A 20841-nucleotide genomic window follows, 5' to 3' on the forward strand; every position below is an offset into this window, starting at 1 on the left:
GATCGCTTCACCAGGAATCATTTGTAGAATGCAATTGACGTCCTGCCAGACGGCAGGTCTCTATCTGCCTTGCACACAAAAATTCAGACACTCCCCCCAAACGCCGCAAGAAGCGCCAATAGACCGACACGAATACAAGAAAAGGCCAAAAAAACAGCCAGAAAAACGAAAAATCAGAAAACCTGCCGAAGGCAATACTCAGCAACAGCATCGAGAACAGCCTCATCCTCCCCCACCGCGGTAGCGCATCGAACAGCCACATTAGGAAACGCCTCGCGACAGCGAGCAACAATCTCTGGCAGATCCCGCCTCACATGCCCGCCCTGCCCAAAAAAAACAGGCACAACCGTAATATCGCTACACCCAAGCGCAACCTGCGCGGAAACAGCAGCAGGCAAATCCGGCGACATCAACTCAAGAAAAGCCAGCGAAACAGGCCCGGCATCCCCGCGCGCAGCGGCCAGCTTCGCCGCGAGGCGGGCAAACGGCTCAGCCCATCGCGGATCGCGCGCGCCGTGCCCAAACAGAACGATTCCGTGCGTCCCCATCATGCAGTTTCCCGCAAAAGCACAACACGCTAGTGTCGATCAACCCACTTCAACCCGATCAACCCAAGAGCAAGATAGATCAACCCTGGCGTCGCCGCAGTCAAAGGCGCCGGCCACGTATTCAACGTGCCAATGTGCGAGAACAGCGTATTGAAGAGCTGAAAGCTCATCCCCAGCATGATCCCGCCAAACACCTTCACCCCCACCACGCCCGCGCGCGTATGCAGATACGCAAACGGCAACGACAGCACCAGCATCACGAACACCGCAAACGGATACAGCAGCTTGCGCCACAACGCGATCTGGTAACGCTGCGTGTCCTGATGATTCTCCGTCAAATGCTGGATGTAGCGGAAAAGATTGAACATCGACATCCGCTCAGGCGAAACCAGCAGCACCGACAGAATCTGCGGCGTCAACTCCGAACGTAGCGAATACTCAGGCAGCGTCACCTGTCTGGCGCGATAAACCGGGTTCAGCGCATCGGCCGGTTTCGCGCCCGCCGGCACAACATCGATCAACTGCGTATCGGTGACATCGGTCAATTGCCAGTGCCCAGGCGGCGCGTATGTGCCCGTCTTCGCGATGCGTACATTCGCCAGACGAAACTGCGAGTCAAACTCGTAAATGCGCACGTTGCTGATCGTGGCATCCGGACGCAGTTCGCCGACATTCACGAAACGCGTCACCTGCTCGCCATCGGAACGCGCCGTGAGCGTGTCCTTCACCCACACGCCCGATTCGAAGGTGCTCGACACCGCTGAACCCAGCGCCTCCAGCCGCACGCGTTCGGACAGCTGATCCGTATACGGTCCGACCACTTCGCCGATCAGATAGGTCAGAAACACCAGCGGAATGCCGATCTTCATCAGCGAACGCAGCGCCTGATTCGTCGCGAGGCCGGACACGCGGAAAATCGTGTACTCGGAATTCGCCGCCATCTGCGCAAACACGTAGATCGCGCTGATCAGCGCGGCCACCGGGATGATTTCGTAGAAGCGCGAGGGCGTCTGCAGCGCAACGCGCAGCACCGCGTAGCTGAATTTGTAGTTGCCGTGCCCGACCGAATTCAGTTCGTTGATCAGGTCGAAAAAGAAGAACAGACCCGAAAACGCGAACAGAATAAAGATGAACGTGAGGTAGATCTGACGTGCGAAATAATTTTCATAAATGCGCATCGGTCAGGCCCCCTGCGTCGAACGGTGGAGCATCGCCCGCGTGAACAGCGGACGGTTGCGCACGCGCAGCCAGAAAAGGAAGCCGACTATCGCCGCCACCACAATATGCAGCCCGATAATCCCGACGCCAAACGACAGTTTTCCCTGCTCGATCCACGATTGCACGACGTTCAAGAGATTCGAATACGTCAGATAAATCAGCACCGCCATCACCAGATTGATCGTGCGGCTGCGTCGCGGGTTCTGGTGTGCAAGTGGAATCGCCAGCAACATCAGGTTGATCGCGATCAGCGGCAAGCCGGCGCGCCACGCGAATTCGGCGAGGTTTTCCTTCGTCGGATTGCGGAACAGTTCGAGTGTCGGCGTGCCCGTCGTCGTGGGCGTGCTCACCACCGGCTGGCTCTGGATCTTCACGCCGTAGCGTTCGAATTCCATGATGCGGAAATCCGGATGACCCGGCTCGCCGTCATAACGACGGCCGTTTTCCAGCACGACAAAGCGGTCGCCATTCTTCTGCGTTTCCGTGTGGCCGTTCTTCGACACGATCACGTTGACCTTGCCGTTTTCCGTGCTCGTCACGAACACATTCTCCACGTGGCCCTGATCGGGCGACATCTTCTCGATGAAGAACACGCGATGGCTCGCCGGCGATTCGCGGAACTGGCCAGGCGCGAGCATCGATACTTCATCGCGCTGCTGGAAGCGCGCGCGAATCAGCTTGCTCTGCTGGTTCGACCACGGCCAGCCCACGAACACGAAGAACATGATGAGGATGATGATCGGCGTCGAAAACACGGCGACCGGTTTGATGAGGCGCGTGAGGCTCACGCCGGACGCGTGCCACACCACCATTTCGGAATCTTTGTACCAGCGCGTGAGGACGAACAGGATCGACACGAAAAGTGTCGCGACGAGCATGATCGCCAGATAGCCGATAACGGTGAGGCCGATCAGAACCAGGACGTCGCGCGGATCGATCTCGCCCGACGCGGCAAAGCCGACGATGCGGATCATCATCGTCGTCAGCACTAACGTCAGCAGAACCATGAACACGGCACCAGCCGTATACGCGAGTTCGCGCTGGAGGGAGCGTTCGAAGATCATTGTTGATGAAGAGAGGGCGTGCCCCGGAAGACGCCCGGCTTGATTGCCGTAACGCCTCCCTTGCAGCCGCCGCGGGAAAAATAGCGGATAATTGCGGCTTTCATCCTAAGCCCAGATTTTATCCGAGGACAAGCGCGATGGACTTTAGCATAAAAGCCTGTGATTGGAGCAAAGGCTCGTCAAACGGATTCCTGACCGGAAAATCCGATTGCATCGTAATCGGCGTGTTCGAGTCGCAGACGCTTTCGGGTGCCGCACTGGAAATCGACGCGGCCACCAAAGGCCTGCTCACCCGCATCATCAAGGCGGGCGACATGGACGGCAAGAGCGGCACCACGCTGTTCCTGCACGAAGTATCCGGCATTGGCGCCTCGCGCGTGCTGCTCGTCGGCCTCGGCAAACAGGATGCGTTCACGCAGAAAGCCTACGGCGACGCCGTGCGTGCCGCATGGCGCGCGCTCGTCGCCACGAAGGTCGTGCAGGTCACGTTCACGCTCGCACAGTTGCCGGTCCAGGAACGCACGAGCGACTGGAACGTGCGTGCCGCCATCCTCGCGCTGCGCGAACAGACGTATAAGTTTACCCAGATGAAGAGCAAGCCCGACACCAGCGTGCGGGCCCTGAAGCGCATCGTCTTCAGCGTCGACACCGCCGACGAAAAGGCGGCAAAGGTCGCCACGAAGCAGGGCGCCGCGCTCGCCAATGGCATGGACCTGACGCGCGACCTCGGCAACCTGCCGAGCAACGTCTGCACGCCGACCTACCTCGCGAACACCGCGAAGAAGCTCGCGAAAGACTGGAAGCTGAAGGTCGAAGTGCTGGGCGAGAAGCAATGCGAAGCGCTCAAGATGGGTTCGTTCCTGTCGGTCACGGCCGGCTCGGTCGAACCGGCGCAGTTCATCGTGCTGCAGTACCAGGGTGGCGCCGCGAAATCCGCGCCGGTGGTGCTGGTCGGCAAGGGTGTCACGTTCGACACCGGCGGCATTTCGCTGAAGCCGGGCGAAGCCATGGACGAGATGAAATACGACATGTGCGGCGCCGGTTCGGTGCTGGGCACATTGCGTGCGGTCGCGGAAATGGGCCTGAAGATCAACGTCGTCGGCATCATCGCGGCCGTTGAAAACATGCCGTCCGCTACGGCGACGAAGCCGGGCGACATCGTCACCAGCATGTCCGGTCTCACGATCGAAGTGCTGAACACCGACGCCGAAGGCCGTCTCATCCTGTGCGACGCGCTCACTTACGCGAAGCGCTTCAAGCCGGCTGCGGTCGTCGATATCGCTACGCTGACGGGCGCCTGCATCATCGCGCTTGGCCATCACAACAGCGGTCTGTTCTCGAAGGACGACACGCTCGCAGGCGAACTGCTCGACGCATCGAAAGAAGCCTCCGATCCGGCGTGGCGCCTGCCGCTCGACGACGAGTATCAGGACCAGTTGAAGTCGAATTTCGCGGACATCGCGAACATCGGCGGCCGTCCGGCGGGCAGCGTGACGGCAGCGTGCTTCCTGTCGCGCTTCACCGACGGCTATCCGTGGGCTCACCTCGACATCGCCGGCACGGCGTGGAAGAGCGGGGCTGCGAAGGGCGCAACGGGCCGTCCGGTGCCGCTGCTCGCGCAGTTCCTGATCGACCGCGCGGCGCAATGACGCGTCGCAGCAAGGGCGTGGCAGCGCGGAGCCGGGCATGACGAGGATCGACTTCCACTCGAACGTGGGCGATGCGCTGCTATATGCATGCCGCCTGATGCGCAAGGCGTATCAGGCGGGCCAGCCGACCATCGTGCTGGCCGACGCCGCGCGGCTGCGCGTCTTCGACGAGCAGCTGTGGACGTTTTCGCCGCTGGATTTCGTGCCGCACTGCATGGCCGGCAGCCCGCTCGCCGCCACCACGCCGATTGTGCTCACCACGAACCTCGACGATGCACCGCACCATCAGGTGCTGCTGAATCTGGGCGCCGAGGTTCCGGCGCAGTTCGCGCGTTTCGAACGGCTGCTTGAAGTGGTCGGCAATGCGCCCGATGAACTCGCCGCAGGTCGCGACCGCTATCGCTTTTACCGCGATCGCGGCTATCCTCTGAACAACTACAAGCAGGGCGGCTGAGGGCGGTGCTCGCACGGCCATGCCGCTCTGGATTCGATTCAATATCGGCTTGCCCGACCCATCGAGGGAGTGTATTCGTGTCCCATTCCAGCGACAGCAAAGACAGCCACGACAAGGTGATTCCGGTTCTGACCGAAGTCCTCGTTGCCGGAAGTCCCACGCATGGCCATCAGACAGCAGCGGCGGGACCGGTCAACCCGCTCGAAGACGTGCCGGTGCTGGAGGATGTGTTCGAAGCGCCTGCGCCGAAGGCGGCGGAGCCTCACGATCCGCCCGCGGCCGGTGACGTGCCGGTGCTCGAAGACGTTTTAGAGCCGTCTGCGCCGACACAGGAGGAGCCTGTGCATGCTCATGCGGCTGGTAACGTGCCTGCGCAGGAGAATGTAGTCGCGGCGCCTCCGCCGAAGCCCGCTGAGCATGCTCACAGCCCCGTGCCTGACGACGTGCCCGTGCTTGAGGACATCTTCGGCGCGCCGGCGCATGAGCCCGCTCCGCACGGACATGCGCCCGAAGAAGTGCCGGCGCCCGCTGTCATCGCCACGACCGCGGCGAGTGAACCGGCTGGTGTCGCGCAAGCGCCCGCGGATGAGCATGCGCAAGCCCAGTCTCATGAAGTCGCGGCCGAAGTGCCGGCTGATAGTGCACAGCCTGCCGCGCCGGAACCTGAACCCGAGCCGCCCGTAGCAGCGAAGCACACGAAGCACGTGAAGCACGCGGCCCCGGCGCACTCCGGATCGAAGCACGCAGCGCCGGTTGTTTCAGCAGCCGAAGCCACGGCGCTTCCGTTCACCATGCCCGCCGCCACAACGCCACCACCGCCGCCACCATCGGCGCCGTCACCCGCGTCGGCGCACACCCACACCCACGCTCGCGCAGCAGCCGGCCCTGACGCCGACCTCCTCGCCGAACACCTGCGCGCGCGCTTCTCGGCCTACCTGCGCGGAGCCGGGCAGGAGGTCATCGAGGAACGCTGTCGCGCGGCCATGCAGGTCCACGCGACGTGGCTCGTCGGTCAGATCGCGAAGGAAGTCGGGGCGGTGCTCGAAGCGCAGATGAGCGGCTGGGTGCGCGAAGCAGTGGAAGAAGAGCGCAAACGTCACCGTTGAGTATGACCTGCGCGGTGGCCGGAATCGAAATCGGGCGTCAGTTATTTCAGCGTCAGTATCCAGTTCGCCAGTGCCACAGCCTGATCGGGTGAAAGCTGTGTATTGGCGGGCATTTGCACCGGCCCCCAGACGCCCGTGCTGCCTTCGACGATCTTGTGCGACAGATAGGTCACGGCATTGCTGCGCGTCGCGTAGCGTGCCGCTATGTCACGCAACGCCGGCCCCATAAGCGGCCGGTTCACCGAGTGGCAGCTCATGCAGTTCTGCGCTCTCGCGAGGGCGAGCCCATCGCCCGGTGGTTCCTGTGCATGCGCCGTTCCGCCGACTGCCAGGGCGCCCGCAAGCGCCATTGCTGCATACGACTTCCGATTCATTCTGGTCTCCGCCGGTACGTGTGCCGGACTCGTGTGGGACTTCTTGTGGACGCATTATAAAAGCAAAGGGGCACACGATCCGTCGTGTGCCCCTTTGCCCTGCATGAAGCCCGTCAAACGGTGACCGGCAGCCAGCGACGCGTGGAACCGCGCGCCGTCAACCGCCGGTCATGCCTGACTTCATGCCTGACTCATGCATCAGCCCGTGATGGCGCCCTTGTTGGCCGGCAGTGCGAGCGCGGCGTACTTTGCCAGCACGCCACGCGTGTAACGCGGCTTCGGTTGCTGCCATAGAGCGCGGCGGCGCTCGATTTCCGCGGCGTCGACGTTCAGTTCCAGTTGCAGCTTGTGCGCATCGATCGTGATCGAATCGCCTTCCTGCACGAGGCCAATCGTGCCGCCCACAAACGCTTCCGGCGCGACGTGACCGACCACCATGCCCCACGTGCCGCCCGAGAAACGGCCGTCGGTGATAAGGCCGACGGATTCGCCGAGACCCTTGCCGATCAGTGCGGAAGTCGGCGCGAGCATTTCCGGCATGCCGGGGCCGCCCTTCGGTCCGAGATAGCGCAGCACCAGGACGTCGCCCGGCTTGATCCCGTCGGCGAGAATCGCTTCCATCGCGCTCTGCTCGTCGTCGAACACGCGGGCCGGGCCCGTGATCACCGGGTTCTTCAGGCCCGTGATCTTCGCGACCGCGCCTTCCGGTGCCAGGTTGCCCTTCAGGATCGCGAGGTGGCCTTCCTTATACAAAGCCTGCGAGATCGGGAAAATCACCTTCTGGTCCGCGCGCGGCTTCGACGGCACGTCTTTCAGTTCCTCGGCCATCGTCTTGCCGGTGATCGTCATGCAATCGCCGTGCAAGAGACCTGCATCCAGCAGGATCTTCATGACCTGCGGGATGCCGCCGGCCTTGTGCAGATCGGTCGCGACGAACTGGCCCGACGGCTTCAGGTCGCAGATCACCGGCACTTTCTTGCGCATGCGCTCGAAGTCGTCGATGGTCCATTCCACTTCGGCTGCGTGCGCAATCGCGAGGAAGTGCAGCACCGCGTTCGTCGAGCCGCCGGTTGCCATGATCACAGCCACGGCGTTTTCGATCGACTTCTTCGTGATGATGTCGCGCGGCTTCAGGTCCTTCTTGACCGCTTCGACCAGCACGCGTGCCGATTCGGCGGCCGAGTCGACTTTTTCGTCGTCCGGATTCGCCATCGTCGACGAATACAGCAGCGACATGCCGAGCGCTTCGAACGACGAGCTCATCGTGTTGGCGGTGTACATGCCGCCGCACGAACCCGACGACGGGCACGCGTTCTTTTCGACCCCTTCAAAATCTTCCTGCGACATGCGGCCGGCCGTGAATTCGCCCACGGCTTCGAACGACGACACGATCGTCAGGTCGCGGCCCTTCCAGTTGCCCGGGCGGATCGTGCCGCCGTAGACGTAGATGCCCGGCACGTTGCAGCGTGCGAGCGCGATCATGCCGCCTGGCATGTTCTTGTCGCAGCCGCCGATCACGACGACGCCGTCCATCCACTGGCCCTGCACGCAGGTCTCGATACAGTCTGAGATCACTTCGCGCGACACGAGCGAGTACTTCATGCCCTCGGTGCCCATCGACATGCCGTCCGAAATGGTCGGCGTGCCGAAGATCTGCGGGTTCGCGTCGGACAGCTTGACGGCTTTCACGGCGGCGTCGGCGAGACGCTGCAGGCCGGAATTGCACGGCGTGATGGTCGAGTGGCCGTTTGCGATGCCGATCATCGGCTTGTCGAAATCGGCCTTCTCGTAGCCGAGCGCGTAATACATCGACCGGTTCGGCGCGCGCGCGACGCCTTGGGTGATGTTCTTCGAACGACGGTTGTACGACATGGGGAGCTCCGTAATGTCTTTGTCCGGGGGTCTTGTCCGGGGTGCGGTGCAGGGTTGGGGAAATCCGCCGTCCGGGAGGTGCAGGGCGGATGTTTCCAGCACGTCGCGCAAGAATGCAGTTTCTCAAGGCGCGTGTCCAATATATTATTCAGGCTTGATAAGGTCGAAAAAAGTATCAATCGATGCAAGCCGCCACGCCCGATCTGCGCCAGTTGCGCTACTTTATCGCCGTCGCCGAAGAGAAGCACTTTGGGCGCGCTGCCGCACGTCTGTCGATGACGCAGCCGCCGCTGTCACAGGCTATCCGGGCGCTCGAAGAGACGCTCGGCGTCGAACTGTTCGCGCGCACCAGGCGCTCGGTCGAGCTGACGCAGGTGGGTGCCGATCTGCTGCCTGAAGTGCGCCGGTTGCTGGCCAGCGCGGAAGGGCTGCGACCGCTCGCGCAGGGTCTGGCGCGCGGCGAGGCCGGGGTGTTGTCGCTGGCGTTTGTTTCGACGGCGGATTACGGCCTCTTGCCGTTGCTGCTGCGCGATTTCGGCGCGCGCCATCCGCGCGTGCGCCTGCAACTCGCCGAAGCGACGAGCGACGTGCAGATCGACGAACTCGTCGCGGGCCGCGTCGACGCCGGCCTCGTGATTGCGCCGCTGCCGCCGCGGCATCTCGCGCAACTGTCGTGGCTGCCGATCGCGCGTGAGCCGCTGGTGATCGCGATGTCATCGGAGGTGGCGGCGCGCGTGGATGATCACGCCGACGAAGACTGGCGCGACACGCCCGTCAGCCTGCGCGATGTCGCCGATGCGCCGCTGGTGATCTTCCCAAGGCGTCTGGCGCCGGGCTTTTATGACATCATTATGGATTGCTACGGCGTTGCGGGCCTCACGCCGCGCATCGGCCAGGAGGCGATCCAGATGCAGACGATCGTCAGCCTCGTGTCAGCCGGTATGGGCGTCGCACTGGTGCCGCAATCGCTGCGTAACCTGCGGCGCACCGGCGTCGTGTACCGTCCGCTGCGCGAATCGGTGCCCGCCATCGAGACGGGTCTCGTGTGGCGCACGGCCGAGGTGAGCCCGGTGCTCGCAGGTTTCATCGACATCGTGCGCGCGTATGTGGCGAACCTTGCGACGAATCCTGCGCTGAGCGCGGCCTCAGGGACGCAACGCGCGAAGCCGGCGCAGGCCCGCACACGCAGGCGCTGATGGTTTTTCGCGCGGGTGCCGCGAACGCATTGCCCGCCAGGCCGTCCAATCCATGCTGCAGGCGGCGTGTCGCGCCCGCGGTCGTTATCGATAAAGAATCCGCCGTTGAACCACCCATAAAAACACATGCTCATTCACCCCAATTTCGATCCCGTCGCCATTCACCTGGGGCCGCTCGCCGTGCGCTGGTACGGGCTCATGTACCTTGTGGCGTTCATTGCGGCGATTGTCGTCGGCCGGTTGCGGCTGCGTCTGCCGCACGTTGCTGCGCAAGGCTGGACCGCGAAAGATATCGACGACATGCTGTTCTACGGCGTGCTCGGTACGATTTTTGGCGGCCGGATCGGCTACGTGCTGTTCTATAAGGCAAGCTGGTACTTCGCGCATCCGCTCGACATCTTCAAGGTCTGGGAAGGCGGCATGTCGTTTCACGGCGGCTTCCTTGGCGTGACGCTCGCAATGACGCTCTTCGCGTGGCAACGCAAGCGCACGTGGCTGCAGGTCACCGACTTCGTCGCCCCGATGGTGCCGGCGGGCCTCGCGGCCGGGCGGCTCGGCAACTTCATTAATGGCGAACTGTGGGGCCGCGTGACGGACCCGAGCTCGCCCTGGGCGATGCTGTTCCCGGGCGCCGCAAACGAAGACGCGGGCTGGATGGCTACGCACCCGGACCTCGTGTCGCGCTGGCATCTCGCCGACGTATTCGCGCAATATCACATGCTGCCGCGTCATCCGTCGCAGTTGTATGAGATCGCGCTGGAAGGTGTCGTGCTGTTCTTCGTGCTGTGGTTCTTTACGCGCAAGCCGCGGCCGGTGGGCGCGGCGTCAGCGGTGTTTCTGATCGGCTATGGCCTTGCACGCTTCACGGTGGAGTTCGCACGCGAGCCGGACGATTTCCTGGGCCTGCTGGCGCTGGGGCTTTCGATGGGGCAGTGGCTGTCGCTGCCGATGGTGCTCGCCGGCATCCTCATGCTGCTGTGGGCGTATCGTCGCGGCCGACGCCAGCCGGAGCCGGTGGTGGGTACAAACTCACCTTCGGCGTAGCGGCCGGTTGAAAACAGAAAAGCCACGGCATGCCGTGGCTTTTCTGTTTCTACGCGCGCCTCAAACGAAAGCGCGTTACTTCATCTGCACAGAACCCGACACGTTGACGGTCACCGTCGATGTCCCACCTTCGAGCGGAATCGGCGCGGCAGCCTTCGCATCGGCGCCTGCACGGGCACTCATCATCATCATCGGACGCGGCATCAAGCCGTTGTGTCCCACGTTGACCTCGCGAATCGTGTACCCGCTATAGCCAAACGCTTGAGCCGACGACGTGGCCTGCTGACGGAACGATGCGATCGCCTGGCCGGTCAGCTTCTGTTCAGCGGCGCGCTGTGCTTCAGGCGACAACGAGAACGACACATTGCCGACCTGCATGACCGACGACAACTGGCCTGCAAGCTTCGACGCCGCCGCGAAGTCGTGCGATTCGAGCTGCACTTCCGTACGGCCGCGCCACGCGGAAATACGGCCGTCGCGGTCCGTCGACGGATAGATCGAGAACGCGCCGGTGCGCGCTGTCACGCCCGCGACACCTTTGGCCTTTTGCAGCGCCGAGTCGGCGCGCTGGTTCAGCGTGCCCGTGAGCGAGCCGGGGTCGCTCGCTTCCTGTTCATAGAAGAGCGTGATGTTGACGACGTCCTGCGCCACATCGGCGCTGGCCTGCGCGGACAGCGACAGCACGCCCGACGGCGGATTCTGCACGAGCGTCTGCGCGAACGCTGCAGTGGGTGCGAGCGAGAGGGCGAGCGGCGTCACGGACGCAAGAGCGAAGGCGAAAGCGAGTGCGGTTTTTCTGATCATTTGAATGAGTTCCTTCTTCAACCGGTTGTGCACGACGGTCCCGGCAATAGCACGCCATTACGAACCGTCACGGCACGCGTCGTGCATCGAACTGGCACGGCGCTTGCGGAACTGTTAGGCGTCTGTCAGGCCGCCGGGTTCCCGCAAGCAATATTCGATTACACAAATCGCGTCCGCCGGCTCACACGAGGTGCTTCGTGATGAATCGCCATTCGGCTTCGGTCACAGGCGTGATCGACAGCCGGTTGCCTCTTGCGAGCACACGCATGTCCGCGAGTTCGGGATGCTCACGCAGCGTCGCCAGCGGGATCAGCGGAATCTTCTTCTTGAAGACGACATCGACGAGCGTCCAGCGCGGCGTCTCACGATCCGATTTCGGATCGTAGTACGGGCTCTTCGCGTCGAACTGGGTCGGATCGGGATAGGGTGTCGACGATACTTCCGCGATGCCAGCAATACCCGGCTCAGGGCAACTCGAGTGATAGAACAGCACACCGTCGCCGACCTGCATCATGTCGCGCATGAAGTTGCGTGCCTGATAGTTGCGCACGCCCGTCCAGGGCAGTGTGCGATGCGGGGCGTTGGCGAGATGATCGATGCTTGCTTCGTCCGGTTCGGACTTCATTAGCCAGTAGCGCATGAGTCGATATGAACGTCGAGAAGAAAGGGAGAGAGAGCGAAAGAAAGCGGAACTACAAACGGAAACGGCACCGGACGAGTGTCCGATGCCGTTGGATAGGTCCCCGCCATAGCCGCTAGGCCGGCATCCTGAACCGGGAGTTCAGAATTGGTCGCAGTTAGCCGCACTTCGGGTACATCAGACAGAGTGACGCGCACACCCGTGCTGCAAATTTCCGCAACCGTGCACATGGCATTGGTTCAAGGAATATATGACCTTGGCGAACCAGGCAGGGAAGCTGACTAAACTTTTTGAATCCAGACGCTCGCTGCATTCACAGCGACCTCACGAAGTACGCTGCGCTGAACTCGAAGACCGGCCACATAACCGGCCTTTAAAACAATCGCCCTTTAAAACAACCGGCCTTTAAAACTTTTACTGCACACCGTACTGCTGGATGACTGCGCCCAGCTGTTCGTTCATGGAGTGCATTGTACGCCGGATTTCTTCAGCGGGAAAAGATTCTCCGTGTCGCACACTGGCTTGCAGCTTAAGCAGTTCCGATGCCAGCGACAGCGCCGCCATCACGGCAATACGATCCTGCCCACGCACGTTGCTGCCCGAGCGGATCTTCGACATTTCCGCATCGACACGTGCCACTGCTTCAAGCAGCGCGCCTTCGGTTTCCGGCGAACAGGCGAGACGATACGGCTGGCCGAGAATCGAGACTTCGATCTGCTTCGTGGTCATGCATTTTCTCCGTGGCGGGTGACTTCGCGGCCGGCTTCCTGGTCGTGCTCTTCATGCGCCTCGTGCTGCGAGGTCGCAAGCAGGTCGAGCTGGTTGTCCGGCTCGGCGTGCGATCGCGCGCGCGGGAGTTTTTCGAGGATGGCGTTCAGGCGAACCTGCGCGTCGTCGATCTTCGACGAGAGCGTGTCGCGCTCCGCTTGCAGCGCGTTGCGCTCTTCGCGTGTCTGCTCGAGTTCAACGCGTATGGCTGCGCATTCTGCGCGCGCCTGGGCGAGTTGATCTTCGAGTGCGCGGCGCGCCTCGTGATGACGCTGGCTGATTTCGATCAGCCGGCCAATGTTTTGTGAGAGTGTTTCGAGTTCGTTGAGCATGTGCTGCGTCCTCTAAAGACACGGCATTCTAGCGCGGAATGTCGCAGGTTCCGACAATTGTCTCGTTTCGAGACGTAACAACACGGCTTTTTGCGAGTTTTATGCCTGCAAAACGCTGAAATCGTGCAAATGGCGCGCACGCGAATTGCAGTGAGCCGGGCTTTCTTGACGCTACAGCAGGTCGCTCCTACACTTGCGGCACTTTGGTGCCCGCGCGCGTTTTCATGTCGCGCAGTTAAACGGGAAACAGGGCGCGCGGCGATACGGCCGCGCTAACCTGTGCTGCCCCCGCAACGGTAAGCGACCGCGTTATTTCACGCAAGTCGATCCAGTACACGCCCTTAAAAAAGGCGTGCAATGCCACTGCGCATTCATGCGTGGGAAGGCGGATCGATGCGTCGCCAGCCCGGATACCGGCCAGAGGGAAGGACGTCGTTCGCACGCGTCAGGCTGCCTGCGCGTCGATGAACGGCCGTCCTGCTACGCAACGGCCTGCGGGGAAGCGGGCCGTGCACGCCAGCCACAGGAATTCATCCGATGTACACGCCCATCGCCCGCGCGGCGCTGCTCGCCTTGACCGGCCTGCCGCTTGCCGCACAGGCCCAGTCCGCGAAGACGGACGACGCACCGGCGTCCACGCAGAACGCGACGCCGTCCGCGGCGCCAGTGGTCACGCTGGCGCCAGTCGTGGTCACCGCGGCGCGCGGACCGCAGTCGCTCGCCGATGCCATTCCAGAGACCACGCGCTTCGACCCGCAGGACATCGCCGACAGCACCGCGCGCGATCTGCCCGGCCTGCTGCAACTCGCGCCCGGCGCACAGATTGTGCGCAATGGCGGCCCGGGTTCGTCGGCGAGTCTTTTTCTGCGAGGCGCTTCGGCGCAGCAGTCGCTCATTTTGATCGATGGCGTGCGCGTCGATTCGGTGAGCCTTGGCAACGCGCAGATCGAACAGCTTCCACTCGACCAGATCGATCACGTCGAGGTGGTGAACGGTAACGTGTCGGCGTTGTACGGATCGGGTGCGGTTGGCGGCGTCGTGCAGGTGTTCACGAAAGATGGCGGCAATCATCCGCCGCGCTTCAATTTCTCCGTCGAATACGGCAGCTATCACACGCAGCGCCAGCAGGCCGGCGTGGATGGCGCGCTCGACAAGGACGGCAAGACGACCTTCAGCCTTTCAATCGCGCGCGCGAAGGACGACGGCTTCTCGTCGATCAATCCCGCGCTCGCGCCGGTCAACCCGAACGCGAACGGCTATCTGAACGAAAGCATCGCGGCATCCGTGCGGCACCGCTTCAACGAAAGCTGGGACGTGGGCGTGCGCTACTTCCAGTCGAACGGCAACGACAGCTTCGACAATCCGTTCAGCGCGCCCACCGATCTCAACAATCTATACAGCAAGGTACAGCAGGCGTCAGTGTTCGCGAACGGTCGCGTGACCGACGGGTGGACGACGCACTTCATCGTCGCTGCGGGTAACGATCGCAGCACGACGGCCTTGAACGGCACTTACACCGACCACTTCAACACGGATAACCGTCAATACACGTGGCAGAACGATTTCACGTTCGCGCCGCAGCAGAAGTTTCAGCTCGGCTACGAGCATCTCGACCAGAGCCTTGATTCGAACGCCTACGCTGCGCCCGACCGTCACGTGAACTCGGGCTTCGCCGGTTATACGGGACGCTTTGGCGCCAGCCAGTTCCAGGCGAACGTGCGACGCGACCAGTACTCCGATTTCGGTGGCGCGAACAGTTACTATCTCGGCTACGGATACGATTTCACCGATCACTGGAAGGTGACTGCAAGCTGGTCCGATGCTTTTCGCGCGCCGACCTTCAACGATCTGTACTTCCCGTTCAGCGGCAATCCGTCGATCCAGCCGGAACGCAGTCATTCGGTCGAAGCGGCGTTGCAGTACGCGTCGAACGCGCTCGGCGTGATGAAGCTCACCGCATTCCAGACGCGCTATACGAATCTGATCGAGTATCAGCAGGTGAGTCCAGGTGAATTCGTTGCGCAGAACGTCGGGCAAGCGAAGGTGCAGGGCGTCGAGGGATCGTGGAGCGGGCATGTCGGCAAGACCGATGTGCGCGCAACCTTTACGGTCCAGAATCCCGTCGACGAAGACACGGACACCGATCTGAACCGGCGCGCGCGTCGCTTCGCCTCGTTCGCGGCGAATCGCGATATCGGCGGCTGGCGTGTGGGCGGCGAGTGGCTCGTGAGCGGCAAGCGAAACGATAGCGGCAATACACTTGCAGGCTACGGCGTCGTGAATCTGTCGGCGCGCTACACCATCACGAAGGCGTGGTACGTGGCCGCGCAGATCCAGAATCTTTTCGACAGGGACTATGAACTGGCTTACACATACAACACCCCGCGACGCGGCGCGTATCTCACGCTCGGCTGGCAGCAGCAGTGACGCGCCTTGCGTTGCTGCCTCACAGGCTGAGTCGATATGTCGTCTGATTTCACCGCGATGAATCGCGCTGCGATGCGTTCCGTCACGGGTATGACCGCGAAGCGCGCCGTCTTGATCTGGTGCGGTCTCGGCATGCTGGCGCTTGTTGTGTTCATTGCGTCGCTCGCGCTTGGCAGTGTCGCAGTGGGGCCGCTGCGTGTGCTTGCTGCGTTGATGCCGTGGCATGTGAGTGAATTTTCGTCGTCGCTAACGTCATCGTCTTCGTCGTCGTCACCGGATCTCGCGATCGAGATCGTTCGCACACTGCGCCTGCCGCGTGCGCTGGCTGGCTTTGCGTGCGGCGCGTTGCTCGCGATTGCCGGCGCGCTGCTGCAGGTGTTGCTGCGCAATCCGCTGGCAGAGCCGTATGTGCTTGGCGTATCGGGCGGTGCGGCGAGCTTTGCGCTCGTCGCGATGATTGCCGGATGCGCATGGTGGATCGTCGATGCCAGCGCGTTCACGGGTGCGTTCGTGTCGATCCTGCTGGTGCTCGGCCTCGCGCGTCGTGAATTGTGGCGCGGTGAGCCGCAGGATGCGTCGCCGCGTCTGTTGCTGACCGGCGCGGTGATCGCGGCGGGTTGGGGCGCTGTCATCACATTGCTGCTGAGCGTTGCGCCCGAAAGCCGTCTGCGCGGCATGTTGTTCTGGCTGACCGGCGATCTCAACGGCGGCGGCATGCCGTGGGTTGCGCTTGTTGCACTGCTCGTCGCGCTTGTGTCGATCGTGCCCGCCGCGCCGCAACTGAACGTGCTCCTGCGCGGCGATGCGGCGGCGCAGGCGCTTGGCGTGCCCGTCATACGCGTGCGGCTTCGTGTGTATCTCGTGGCGTCGCTCGCGGCTGCGGCTGCGGTAACGACGGGCGGCACGATTGGCTTCGTCGGACTCGTGGTACCGCACATGCTGCGACTGTGCTTCGGCAACGACCAGCGCATGTTGCTGCCCGCTGCCGCGCTCGCGGGTGGCTTTGCCGTCATGGGAGCCGACCTCGTCGCGCGAACGGTCATCGCACCCGCGCAGTTGCCGGTTGGCGTGATCACGGCGCTGGCGGGCGTGCCTGTGTTCCTCTGGATGCTATTGCGCAGGCGATGATGATGAACGCACGCGTTCCCGCTACTCCGGCACTTTCCGCGCAACGCGTCACACTGCGCGCCGGCACTCGCACGCTGCTCGACGATTTCACGCACACGTTCTATCCCGGCGAAGTGTGGTGCATCGCGGGTCCGAACGGCGCGGGAAAAACCACGCTGATTTCTGCGCTGGCGGGTCTGCTCGAACCGTCGAGCGGTCACGTCGAAGTCGACGGCATGCGCATCGACGCGTGGTCGCCGGTCGAGCTTGCGCAGCGTCGCGCGCTGATGCCTCAAGGCGAGCGTGATGCGTTCAGCGCGAGCGTCCTCGACATCGTGATGCTCAACCGTTTTCCGCATCTCGCAGGCTGGGGCTGGGAACGTGCGGAAGATCGAGCGGCTGCACACGCCGCGCTCGATACGCTCGGTCTCACCGCGCTGCAAACGCGCGACGTGCTGTCGCTCTCCGGTGGCGAACGGCAACGTGTGGCGCTTGCTGCGGTGCTGTGCCAGGACGCGCCGCTGCTGCTTCTCGATGAACCGCTGTCGCATCTCGACCTGCATCATCAGATCGACTGTCTCGAAGCGCTGATGCGTTGGGCGCAGCAGTCGCAGCGTAGCGTGATCTTTTCGTGCCACGACCTCAATCTTGCGCGCCGCTTCGCGACACACGCGCTGTTACTCGATGGAAACGGCGCTGCGCACGCGGGCGCCGTGCGCGACGTGCTCACGCCGGCGCTCGCGAGCCGCGCCTTCGGCTATCCGCTCATCCTGATCCGCGACGGCGAGCATGAAGCGCTGATCCCCGCGACCCAACGCAACAACTCTTATTCTTCAAGCAGACAACCATGACTTCATTCACGCCCGCGCTACCCGTTGTCGAACCTCTCGATCGGACGTTGCGCGCCGACCTGCAGCACATCATCAATACGAAAACGAAGCCGCCCGGCAGTCTTGGCCGGCTCGAAGACCTCGCGCTTCAGATGGGCATGATCCAGCGCACGACGCATCCGGTGATCGCGCGCCCGGCGATGATTGTTTTCGCCGCCGATCACGGCATCGCGCACGAAGGCGTGAGCCCGTATCCGCAGGCGGTCACCGCGCAGATGGTTGCGAACTTTCTGGCGGGCGGCGCGGCGATCAATGCGCTGAGCGGCGTCGCCGGGTTGACGCTCGAAATCGTGAATGCGGGTGTGGCGACACCGTTGCCGCCGTCCGAAGCACTCATCGACATTCCCGTGGCAAACGGTACACGCAACTTCGCGCACGAACCCGCGATGACGCATGATGAAGCGCTCGCCGCATTACAGGCCGGCGCGGCGCGCGTGCGACATCATGCAGCGCTCGGCACCAACGTGATCGGGTTCGGTGAGATGGGAATTGCGAATACGTCGGCGGCGGCGTGCATCATGAGCCGGTTGTGCGGCGTGCCGATCGGCGAATGCGTCGGGCGTGGCACGGGGTTGGATGACGCGGGTCTCGCGAAAAAGCGCGACATCCTGGCCGCGGCGCTGGCCGCGCATCCGCAGGCCCGCACGGCGATCGATGTGCTTGCAACCTTCGGCGGTTTCGAAATCGCGATGATGACCGGCGCGTTTATGGCCGCAGCAGAAGTGCGCATGACGATTCTGGTCGATGGTTTCATCGCGACATCGGCTTTGCTGGTTGCGCAGGGGCTGGCACCCGATGTCGTCGACTATTGCGTGTTCGCGCATGCATCGAACGAAGCCGGGCATCGACGCATGCTCGAACATTTCGGCGCGCAGCCGCTCCTCGCGCTCGACCTGCGGCTCGGTGAAGGCACGGGCGCCGCGCTCGCGCTGCCATTGTTGCGGGCAGCGGTCGCGTTCGTCAACGAGATGGCGAGCTTCGAGTCCGCGGGTGTCGCGAACCGCGACGCCTGATGCTCCAGCCGGGCCCGCGCCATCATGAATCCGCTTGCTGAACTGCGTTACTTCTTCACCGCGCTCGGCTATTTCACGCGCGTGCCGGTGCCGCGCTGGGTCGGCTATGAGCCGCACTATCTGAACGCGGCGGCGCGATATTTTCCACTGGTGGGCACGCTTGTCGGCGGTCTGGGGGCGGTGGTCTATCTTGCGGCGCTGCGTGTGTTTCCACCGGGCGTAGCCGTGCTGCTTTCGATGGCCGCGACGCTGCTTGTCACCGGCGCACTCCATGAAGACGGTCTCGCCGACTGCCTCGATGCGTTCGGCGGCGGACACACGCGTGAGGACGTGCTGCGCATCATGCACGACTCGCGCATCGGCGCGTTCGGTGCAATCGCGCTGATCGTTGCGCTCGCACTCAAATGGCAGACGCTGGCCGCGTTGCCGCCATTGCGTGCCGCGTGGCTGATGATCGCGGCGCATGCGGCAAGCCGTGCGTGTGCGATCAGCTATCTTGCGACGCTCGACTACGTGCGCGCCGAAGGCAAGGCGAAGCCGGTCGCGCAGCGCATGAGCGTGTTTGCGTTGATGCTGGCCGGCGTGTTTGGTCTGGCGTGGCTCTTCTGGCCGGACTGGCACGCGGGTTGTGCGACGCTTGCTGTATTGCTCGTACTGCGGTTCGCGCTCGGGCGTTACTTCGTGCGACGCATCGGCGGTTATACGGGGGATTGTCTCGGCTTCGCGCAGCAGGTCTTCGAAATCGCGATCTATCTGACGGGGCTGGCATGGATCTCGTACTGATCCGCCATCCGACGGTCGCGATCGATGCAGGCGTCTGTTACGGGCGCAGCGACGTGGCGCTTGTCGATGAGCCGCTCGTTAGCGTGGCGGCGCTTCAGCGGCGGGTTGTTCTTCCCACACCGGACGTTGTGTGGTCGAGTCCGCTCACGCGATGCGCTTCGATTGCAGAACCATGGGCCGCGCGTTCACGGTGCGAGCTTCATATCGATACGCGCTTGCAGGAGATGGACTTCGGCACGTGGGAACAGCAGCGGTGGGACGCCATCGATCGCACATTGCTCGACGACTGGGCGGCCGATTTGCATCATGCACGTGCGCATGGCGGCGAAAGTGTCGCGCAGTTCAGCGCGCGGGTGCAGGGGTGGTTCGATCAATGGCAAGCCGGAGCCAGTCACACGTGCGCGCATGTCGTCACGCATGCCGGTGTGATTCGCGTGCTGGCGTCGCTTTCGCTTGGCGTATCGCTTGAGCAGGCGCTCTCGTGGTCGATCGATTTTGCAGGTGTGGTGTGGCTAAGGCGTCGCGATGCGACCCAGCCGTGGACGCTCGTGCGCTGGAACGCGTGAGCGACTCGCACCCAGGCCACGCGCAAGCGGCGCGAGCGCAACGCATAAGCCGCACGTGAGCCGCACATAAGCCGCGCGTGGGCAACTCAAATGCACGAGCCACCGTTAGCGCGCAGCGCCCGTTCTTCGCAAGCGGGCCATCTCCAGATCCTGACAGAGCAGCGTAGCGCCTTGCGCGATGCGAGGTGCGGGACGGTTGATCAGATCGCCATCGATGGTGAACAGGTTGTCGTGCGCGACTGCATCGAGCGCCGGCCACGCGCGCCATTTATCGATCTGCGGCAAGGTCCGGTCGGGCGTCGTCGCGCCGGGCGATGCGGTTACGATCGCTTCCGGATTCGCGGCCAGCACCGCTTCGGTGGAGACCGTCGGCACGAGCGGTTCGAGCTTCGCAAACACATTGCGTCCGCCGCAGAGCGCGATCACTTCGCTGATCAGGTGTGTGCCGTTGAGCGTCATCAACGGCTCATCCCAGACCTGATAAAACACGCTGACGGGCGGCTTTGCCGCATAGCGCGCCCGTAGTTGCGCGATGTTGTTGCGATACGCGTTCGCGGCAGCGTCAGCGGTCGACGATGTGCCGAGCAGCGTGCCGAACTTCGTCAGCGAGACGGCGATGTCGTCGAGATGATGCGGTTCGCTGAAGAACAGTGGAATGTGCAGGTCACGCAGACGATCGAGTTGCCGCTGTGCATTGCCATGACGCCACACGACGATCAGATCCGGTTTCAGTGCGACGATGCGTTCGAGATCGAGCGCCTTGTTGTCGCCGACGCGCGGGATCTGTTTCGCCTCGGGCGGATAGTCGCTATACGTCACGGCACCGACCAGTTTCGAGCCGCCGCCGGCTGCATAAAGCAGTTCGGTGACGTGCGGCGCGAGGCTGATCACGCGTTGAGCTGGAGCGGAAAGGGTGACGATGGCGCCGGAATCGTCGGTGACGCTGATCGCGAGCGTGTTTGCTGACGCCATGCCGGCCGTTAAGG

The 20841-nt window shown here is 63.0% G+C and carries 21 protein-coding genes, 1 other RNA gene and 1 riboswitch; of the genes, 11 read left to right on the forward strand and 11 right to left on the reverse strand.

Features of this window, described 5'->3' with window-relative positions; genetic code table 11:
• Positions 1–173 precede the first annotated feature (173 nt).
• Genes P3T21_RS20615 through lptF form a run of 3 tightly spaced genes read right to left on the reverse strand, consistent with a single transcriptional unit; the run spans position 174 to position 2830 of the window.
• Positions 174–548, reverse strand: a complete 375-nt coding sequence (locus P3T21_RS20615; RefSeq protein ID WP_429258026.1) for a sirohydrochlorin chelatase — start codon at positions 546–548, stop codon at positions 174–176.
• A 29-nt stretch (positions 549–577) separates the two neighbouring features.
• Positions 578–1726, reverse strand: coding sequence for an LPS export ABC transporter permease LptG (lptG, locus tag P3T21_RS20620; RefSeq protein WP_429257802.1), 1149 nt, complete (start codon positions 1724–1726; stop codon positions 578–580).
• 3 nt (positions 1727–1729) lie between these two features.
• The gene (gene lptF, locus P3T21_RS20625) at positions 1730–2830 is read right to left on the reverse strand and encodes an LPS export ABC transporter permease LptF (protein WP_429257803.1); all 1101 of its coding nucleotides are present in this window, start codon (positions 2828–2830) and stop codon (positions 1730–1732) included.
• Between the two features lie 137 nt (positions 2831–2967).
• On the opposite strand from lptF, the gene P3T21_RS20630 reads away from it, so the two are divergent.
• From P3T21_RS20630 to P3T21_RS20640, 3 genes are all read left to right on the forward strand, one after another.
• Entirely contained in the window at positions 2968–4479 is a 1512-nt protein-coding gene (locus P3T21_RS20630) for a leucyl aminopeptidase (RefSeq protein ID WP_429257804.1), read from the forward strand.
• A gap of 37 nt (positions 4480–4516) precedes the next feature.
• The gene (locus P3T21_RS20635; protein ID WP_429257805.1) at positions 4517–4933 is read left to right on the forward strand and encodes a DNA polymerase III subunit chi; all 417 of its coding nucleotides are present in this window, start codon (positions 4517–4519) and stop codon (positions 4931–4933) included.
• A 77-nt stretch (positions 4934–5010) separates the two neighbouring features.
• Positions 5011–6039, forward strand: a complete 1029-nt coding sequence (locus P3T21_RS20640; protein WP_429257806.1) for a DUF2486 family protein — start codon at positions 5011–5013, stop codon at positions 6037–6039.
• 41 nt (positions 6040–6080) lie between these two features.
• On the opposite strand, the gene P3T21_RS20645 is transcribed toward P3T21_RS20640, so the two are convergent.
• Together P3T21_RS20645 and ilvD are read right to left on the reverse strand one after the other, a co-directional pair.
• Positions 6081–6413 carry a c-type cytochrome gene (locus P3T21_RS20645; protein ID WP_429257807.1) on the reverse strand — a complete coding sequence of 111 codons (333 nt, stop codon included), beginning with the start codon at positions 6411–6413 and terminating at the stop codon, positions 6081–6083.
• A 198-nt stretch (positions 6414–6611) separates the two neighbouring features.
• The gene (ilvD, locus tag P3T21_RS20650) at positions 6612–8285 is read right to left on the reverse strand and encodes a dihydroxy-acid dehydratase (RefSeq protein ID WP_429257808.1); all 1674 of its coding nucleotides are present in this window, start codon (positions 8283–8285) and stop codon (positions 6612–6614) included.
• A 182-nt stretch (positions 8286–8467) separates the two neighbouring features.
• Between ilvD and P3T21_RS20655 the strand changes: the two genes are divergently transcribed.
• Together P3T21_RS20655 and lgt are read left to right on the forward strand one after the other, a co-directional pair.
• A complete protein-coding gene (locus P3T21_RS20655; RefSeq protein ID WP_429257809.1) occupies positions 8468–9481 on the forward strand; it encodes a LysR family transcriptional regulator in 1014 nt (337 codons plus the stop codon).
• A gap of 126 nt (positions 9482–9607) precedes the next feature.
• Positions 9608–10525, forward strand: coding sequence for a prolipoprotein diacylglyceryl transferase (gene lgt, locus P3T21_RS20660; RefSeq protein WP_429257810.1), 918 nt, complete (start codon positions 9608–9610; stop codon positions 10523–10525).
• 75 nt (positions 10526–10600) lie between these two features.
• Here lgt and P3T21_RS20665 read toward each other — a convergent pair whose 3' ends face one another.
• The 5 genes from P3T21_RS20665 to P3T21_RS20685 form a co-directional block, all read right to left on the reverse strand.
• Positions 10601–11329 (reverse strand): SIMPL domain-containing protein, encoded by a 729-nt coding sequence (locus P3T21_RS20665; RefSeq protein WP_429257811.1) that lies wholly within the window; start codon positions 11327–11329, stop codon positions 10601–10603.
• 181 nt (positions 11330–11510) lie between these two features.
• Positions 11511–11969, reverse strand: a complete 459-nt coding sequence (locus P3T21_RS20670; protein ID WP_429257812.1) for an EVE domain-containing protein — start codon at positions 11967–11969, stop codon at positions 11511–11513.
• Between the two features lie 96 nt (positions 11970–12065).
• Positions 12066–12247, reverse strand: a non-coding RNA gene (gene ssrS, locus P3T21_RS20675) — 6S RNA.
• 136 nt (positions 12248–12383) lie between these two features.
• The gene (locus P3T21_RS20680; RefSeq protein WP_287186743.1) at positions 12384–12698 is read right to left on the reverse strand and encodes a cell division protein ZapA; all 315 of its coding nucleotides are present in this window, start codon (positions 12696–12698) and stop codon (positions 12384–12386) included.
• The gene (locus P3T21_RS20685; RefSeq protein WP_429257813.1) at positions 12695–13069 is read right to left on the reverse strand and encodes an ATPase; all 375 of its coding nucleotides are present in this window, start codon (positions 13067–13069) and stop codon (positions 12695–12697) included. Before P3T21_RS20685 ends, P3T21_RS20680 begins: the two co-directional genes overlap by 4 nt.
• Positions 13070–13256: 187 nt before the next feature.
• Positions 13257–13505, forward strand: a riboswitch (cobalamin riboswitch).
• Between the two features lie 101 nt (positions 13506–13606).
• Between P3T21_RS20685 and P3T21_RS20690 the strand changes: the two genes are divergently transcribed.
• The 6 genes from P3T21_RS20690 to cobC are packed head-to-tail and all read left to right on the forward strand — an operon-like array spanning position 13607 to position 19855.
• Entirely contained in the window at positions 13607–15496 is a 1890-nt protein-coding gene (locus tag P3T21_RS20690) for a TonB-dependent receptor plug domain-containing protein (protein ID WP_429257814.1), read from the forward strand.
• A gap of 36 nt (positions 15497–15532) precedes the next feature.
• Entirely contained in the window at positions 15533–16624 is a 1092-nt protein-coding gene (locus P3T21_RS20695; RefSeq protein WP_429257815.1) for a FecCD family ABC transporter permease, read from the forward strand.
• Positions 16624–17454, forward strand: coding sequence for an ABC transporter ATP-binding protein (locus tag P3T21_RS20700; protein ID WP_429257816.1), 831 nt, complete (start codon positions 16624–16626; stop codon positions 17452–17454). The genes P3T21_RS20695 and P3T21_RS20700 overlap by 1 nt, the downstream gene beginning before the upstream one ends.
• Positions 17451–18506 (forward strand): nicotinate-nucleotide--dimethylbenzimidazole phosphoribosyltransferase, encoded by a 1056-nt coding sequence (gene cobT / locus P3T21_RS20705; protein ID WP_429257817.1) that lies wholly within the window; start codon positions 17451–17453, stop codon positions 18504–18506. The genes P3T21_RS20700 and cobT overlap by 4 nt, the downstream gene beginning before the upstream one ends.
• 24 nt (positions 18507–18530) lie before the next feature.
• Positions 18531–19289 carry an adenosylcobinamide-GDP ribazoletransferase gene (locus tag P3T21_RS20710; protein ID WP_429257818.1) on the forward strand — a complete coding sequence of 253 codons (759 nt, stop codon included), beginning with the start codon at positions 18531–18533 and terminating at the stop codon, positions 19287–19289.
• Positions 19274–19855, forward strand: a complete 582-nt coding sequence (cobC, locus tag P3T21_RS20715) for an alpha-ribazole phosphatase (protein ID WP_429257819.1) — start codon at positions 19274–19276, stop codon at positions 19853–19855. The genes P3T21_RS20710 and cobC overlap by 16 nt, the downstream gene beginning before the upstream one ends.
• A gap of 105 nt (positions 19856–19960) precedes the next feature.
• Here the strand turns inward: cobC and P3T21_RS20720 are convergent, their stop codons facing one another.
• Positions 19961–20827 (reverse strand): cobalamin-binding protein, encoded by an 867-nt coding sequence (locus tag P3T21_RS20720; RefSeq protein ID WP_429258027.1) that lies wholly within the window; start codon positions 20825–20827, stop codon positions 19961–19963.
• Positions 20828–20841 lie beyond the last annotated feature (14 nt).

It is taken from the genome of Paraburkholderia sp. GAS334 (genome assembly GCF_050436625.1).
GTDB lineage: Bacteria > Pseudomonadota > Gammaproteobacteria > Burkholderiales > Burkholderiaceae > Paraburkholderia.

Coding starts and splice junctions, on each gene's coding strand:
- P3T21_RS20615 (WP_429258026.1), bottom strand. CDS start 548: ATGGGGACGCACGGAATCGTTCTGTTTGGGCACGGCGCGCGCGATCCG.
- lptG (WP_429257802.1), bottom strand. CDS start 1,726: ATGCGCATTTATGAAAATTATTTCGCACGTCAGATCTACCTCACGTTC.
- lptF (WP_429257803.1), bottom strand. CDS start 2,830: ATGATCTTCGAACGCTCCCTCCAGCGCGAACTCGCGTATACGGCTGGT.
- P3T21_RS20630 (WP_429257804.1), top strand. CDS start 2,968: ATGGACTTTAGCATAAAAGCCTGTGATTGGAGCAAAGGCTCGTCAAAC.
- P3T21_RS20635 (WP_429257805.1), top strand. CDS start 4,517: ATGACGAGGATCGACTTCCACTCGAACGTGGGCGATGCGCTGCTATAT.
- P3T21_RS20645 (WP_429257807.1), bottom strand. CDS start 6,413: ATGAATCGGAAGTCGTATGCAGCAATGGCGCTTGCGGGCGCCCTGGCA.
- ilvD (WP_429257808.1), bottom strand. CDS start 8,285: ATGTCGTACAACCGTCGTTCGAAGAACATCACCCAAGGCGTCGCGCGC.
- P3T21_RS20655 (WP_429257809.1), top strand. CDS start 8,468: ATGCAAGCCGCCACGCCCGATCTGCGCCAGTTGCGCTACTTTATCGCC.
- lgt (WP_429257810.1), top strand. CDS start 9,608: ATGCTCATTCACCCCAATTTCGATCCCGTCGCCATTCACCTGGGGCCG.
- P3T21_RS20665 (WP_429257811.1), bottom strand. CDS start 11,329: ATGATCAGAAAAACCGCACTCGCTTTCGCCTTCGCTCTTGCGTCCGTG.
- P3T21_RS20670 (WP_429257812.1), bottom strand. CDS start 11,969: ATGCGCTACTGGCTAATGAAGTCCGAACCGGACGAAGCAAGCATCGAT.
- P3T21_RS20680 (WP_287186743.1), bottom strand. CDS start 12,698: ATGACCACGAAGCAGATCGAAGTCTCGATTCTCGGCCAGCCGTATCGT.
- P3T21_RS20685 (WP_429257813.1), bottom strand. CDS start 13,069: ATGCTCAACGAACTCGAAACACTCTCACAAAACATTGGCCGGCTGATC.
- P3T21_RS20690 (WP_429257814.1), top strand. CDS start 13,607: ATGTACACGCCCATCGCCCGCGCGGCGCTGCTCGCCTTGACCGGCCTG.
- P3T21_RS20695 (WP_429257815.1), top strand. CDS start 15,533: ATGTCGTCTGATTTCACCGCGATGAATCGCGCTGCGATGCGTTCCGTC.
- P3T21_RS20700 (WP_429257816.1), top strand. CDS start 16,624: ATGATGAACGCACGCGTTCCCGCTACTCCGGCACTTTCCGCGCAACGC.
- cobT (WP_429257817.1), top strand. CDS start 17,451: ATGACTTCATTCACGCCCGCGCTACCCGTTGTCGAACCTCTCGATCGG.
- P3T21_RS20710 (WP_429257818.1), top strand. CDS start 18,531: ATGAATCCGCTTGCTGAACTGCGTTACTTCTTCACCGCGCTCGGCTAT.
- cobC (WP_429257819.1), top strand. CDS start 19,274: ATGGATCTCGTACTGATCCGCCATCCGACGGTCGCGATCGATGCAGGC.
- P3T21_RS20720 (WP_429258027.1), bottom strand. CDS start 20,827: ATGGCGTCAGCAAACACGCTCGCGATCAGCGTCACCGACGATTCCGGC.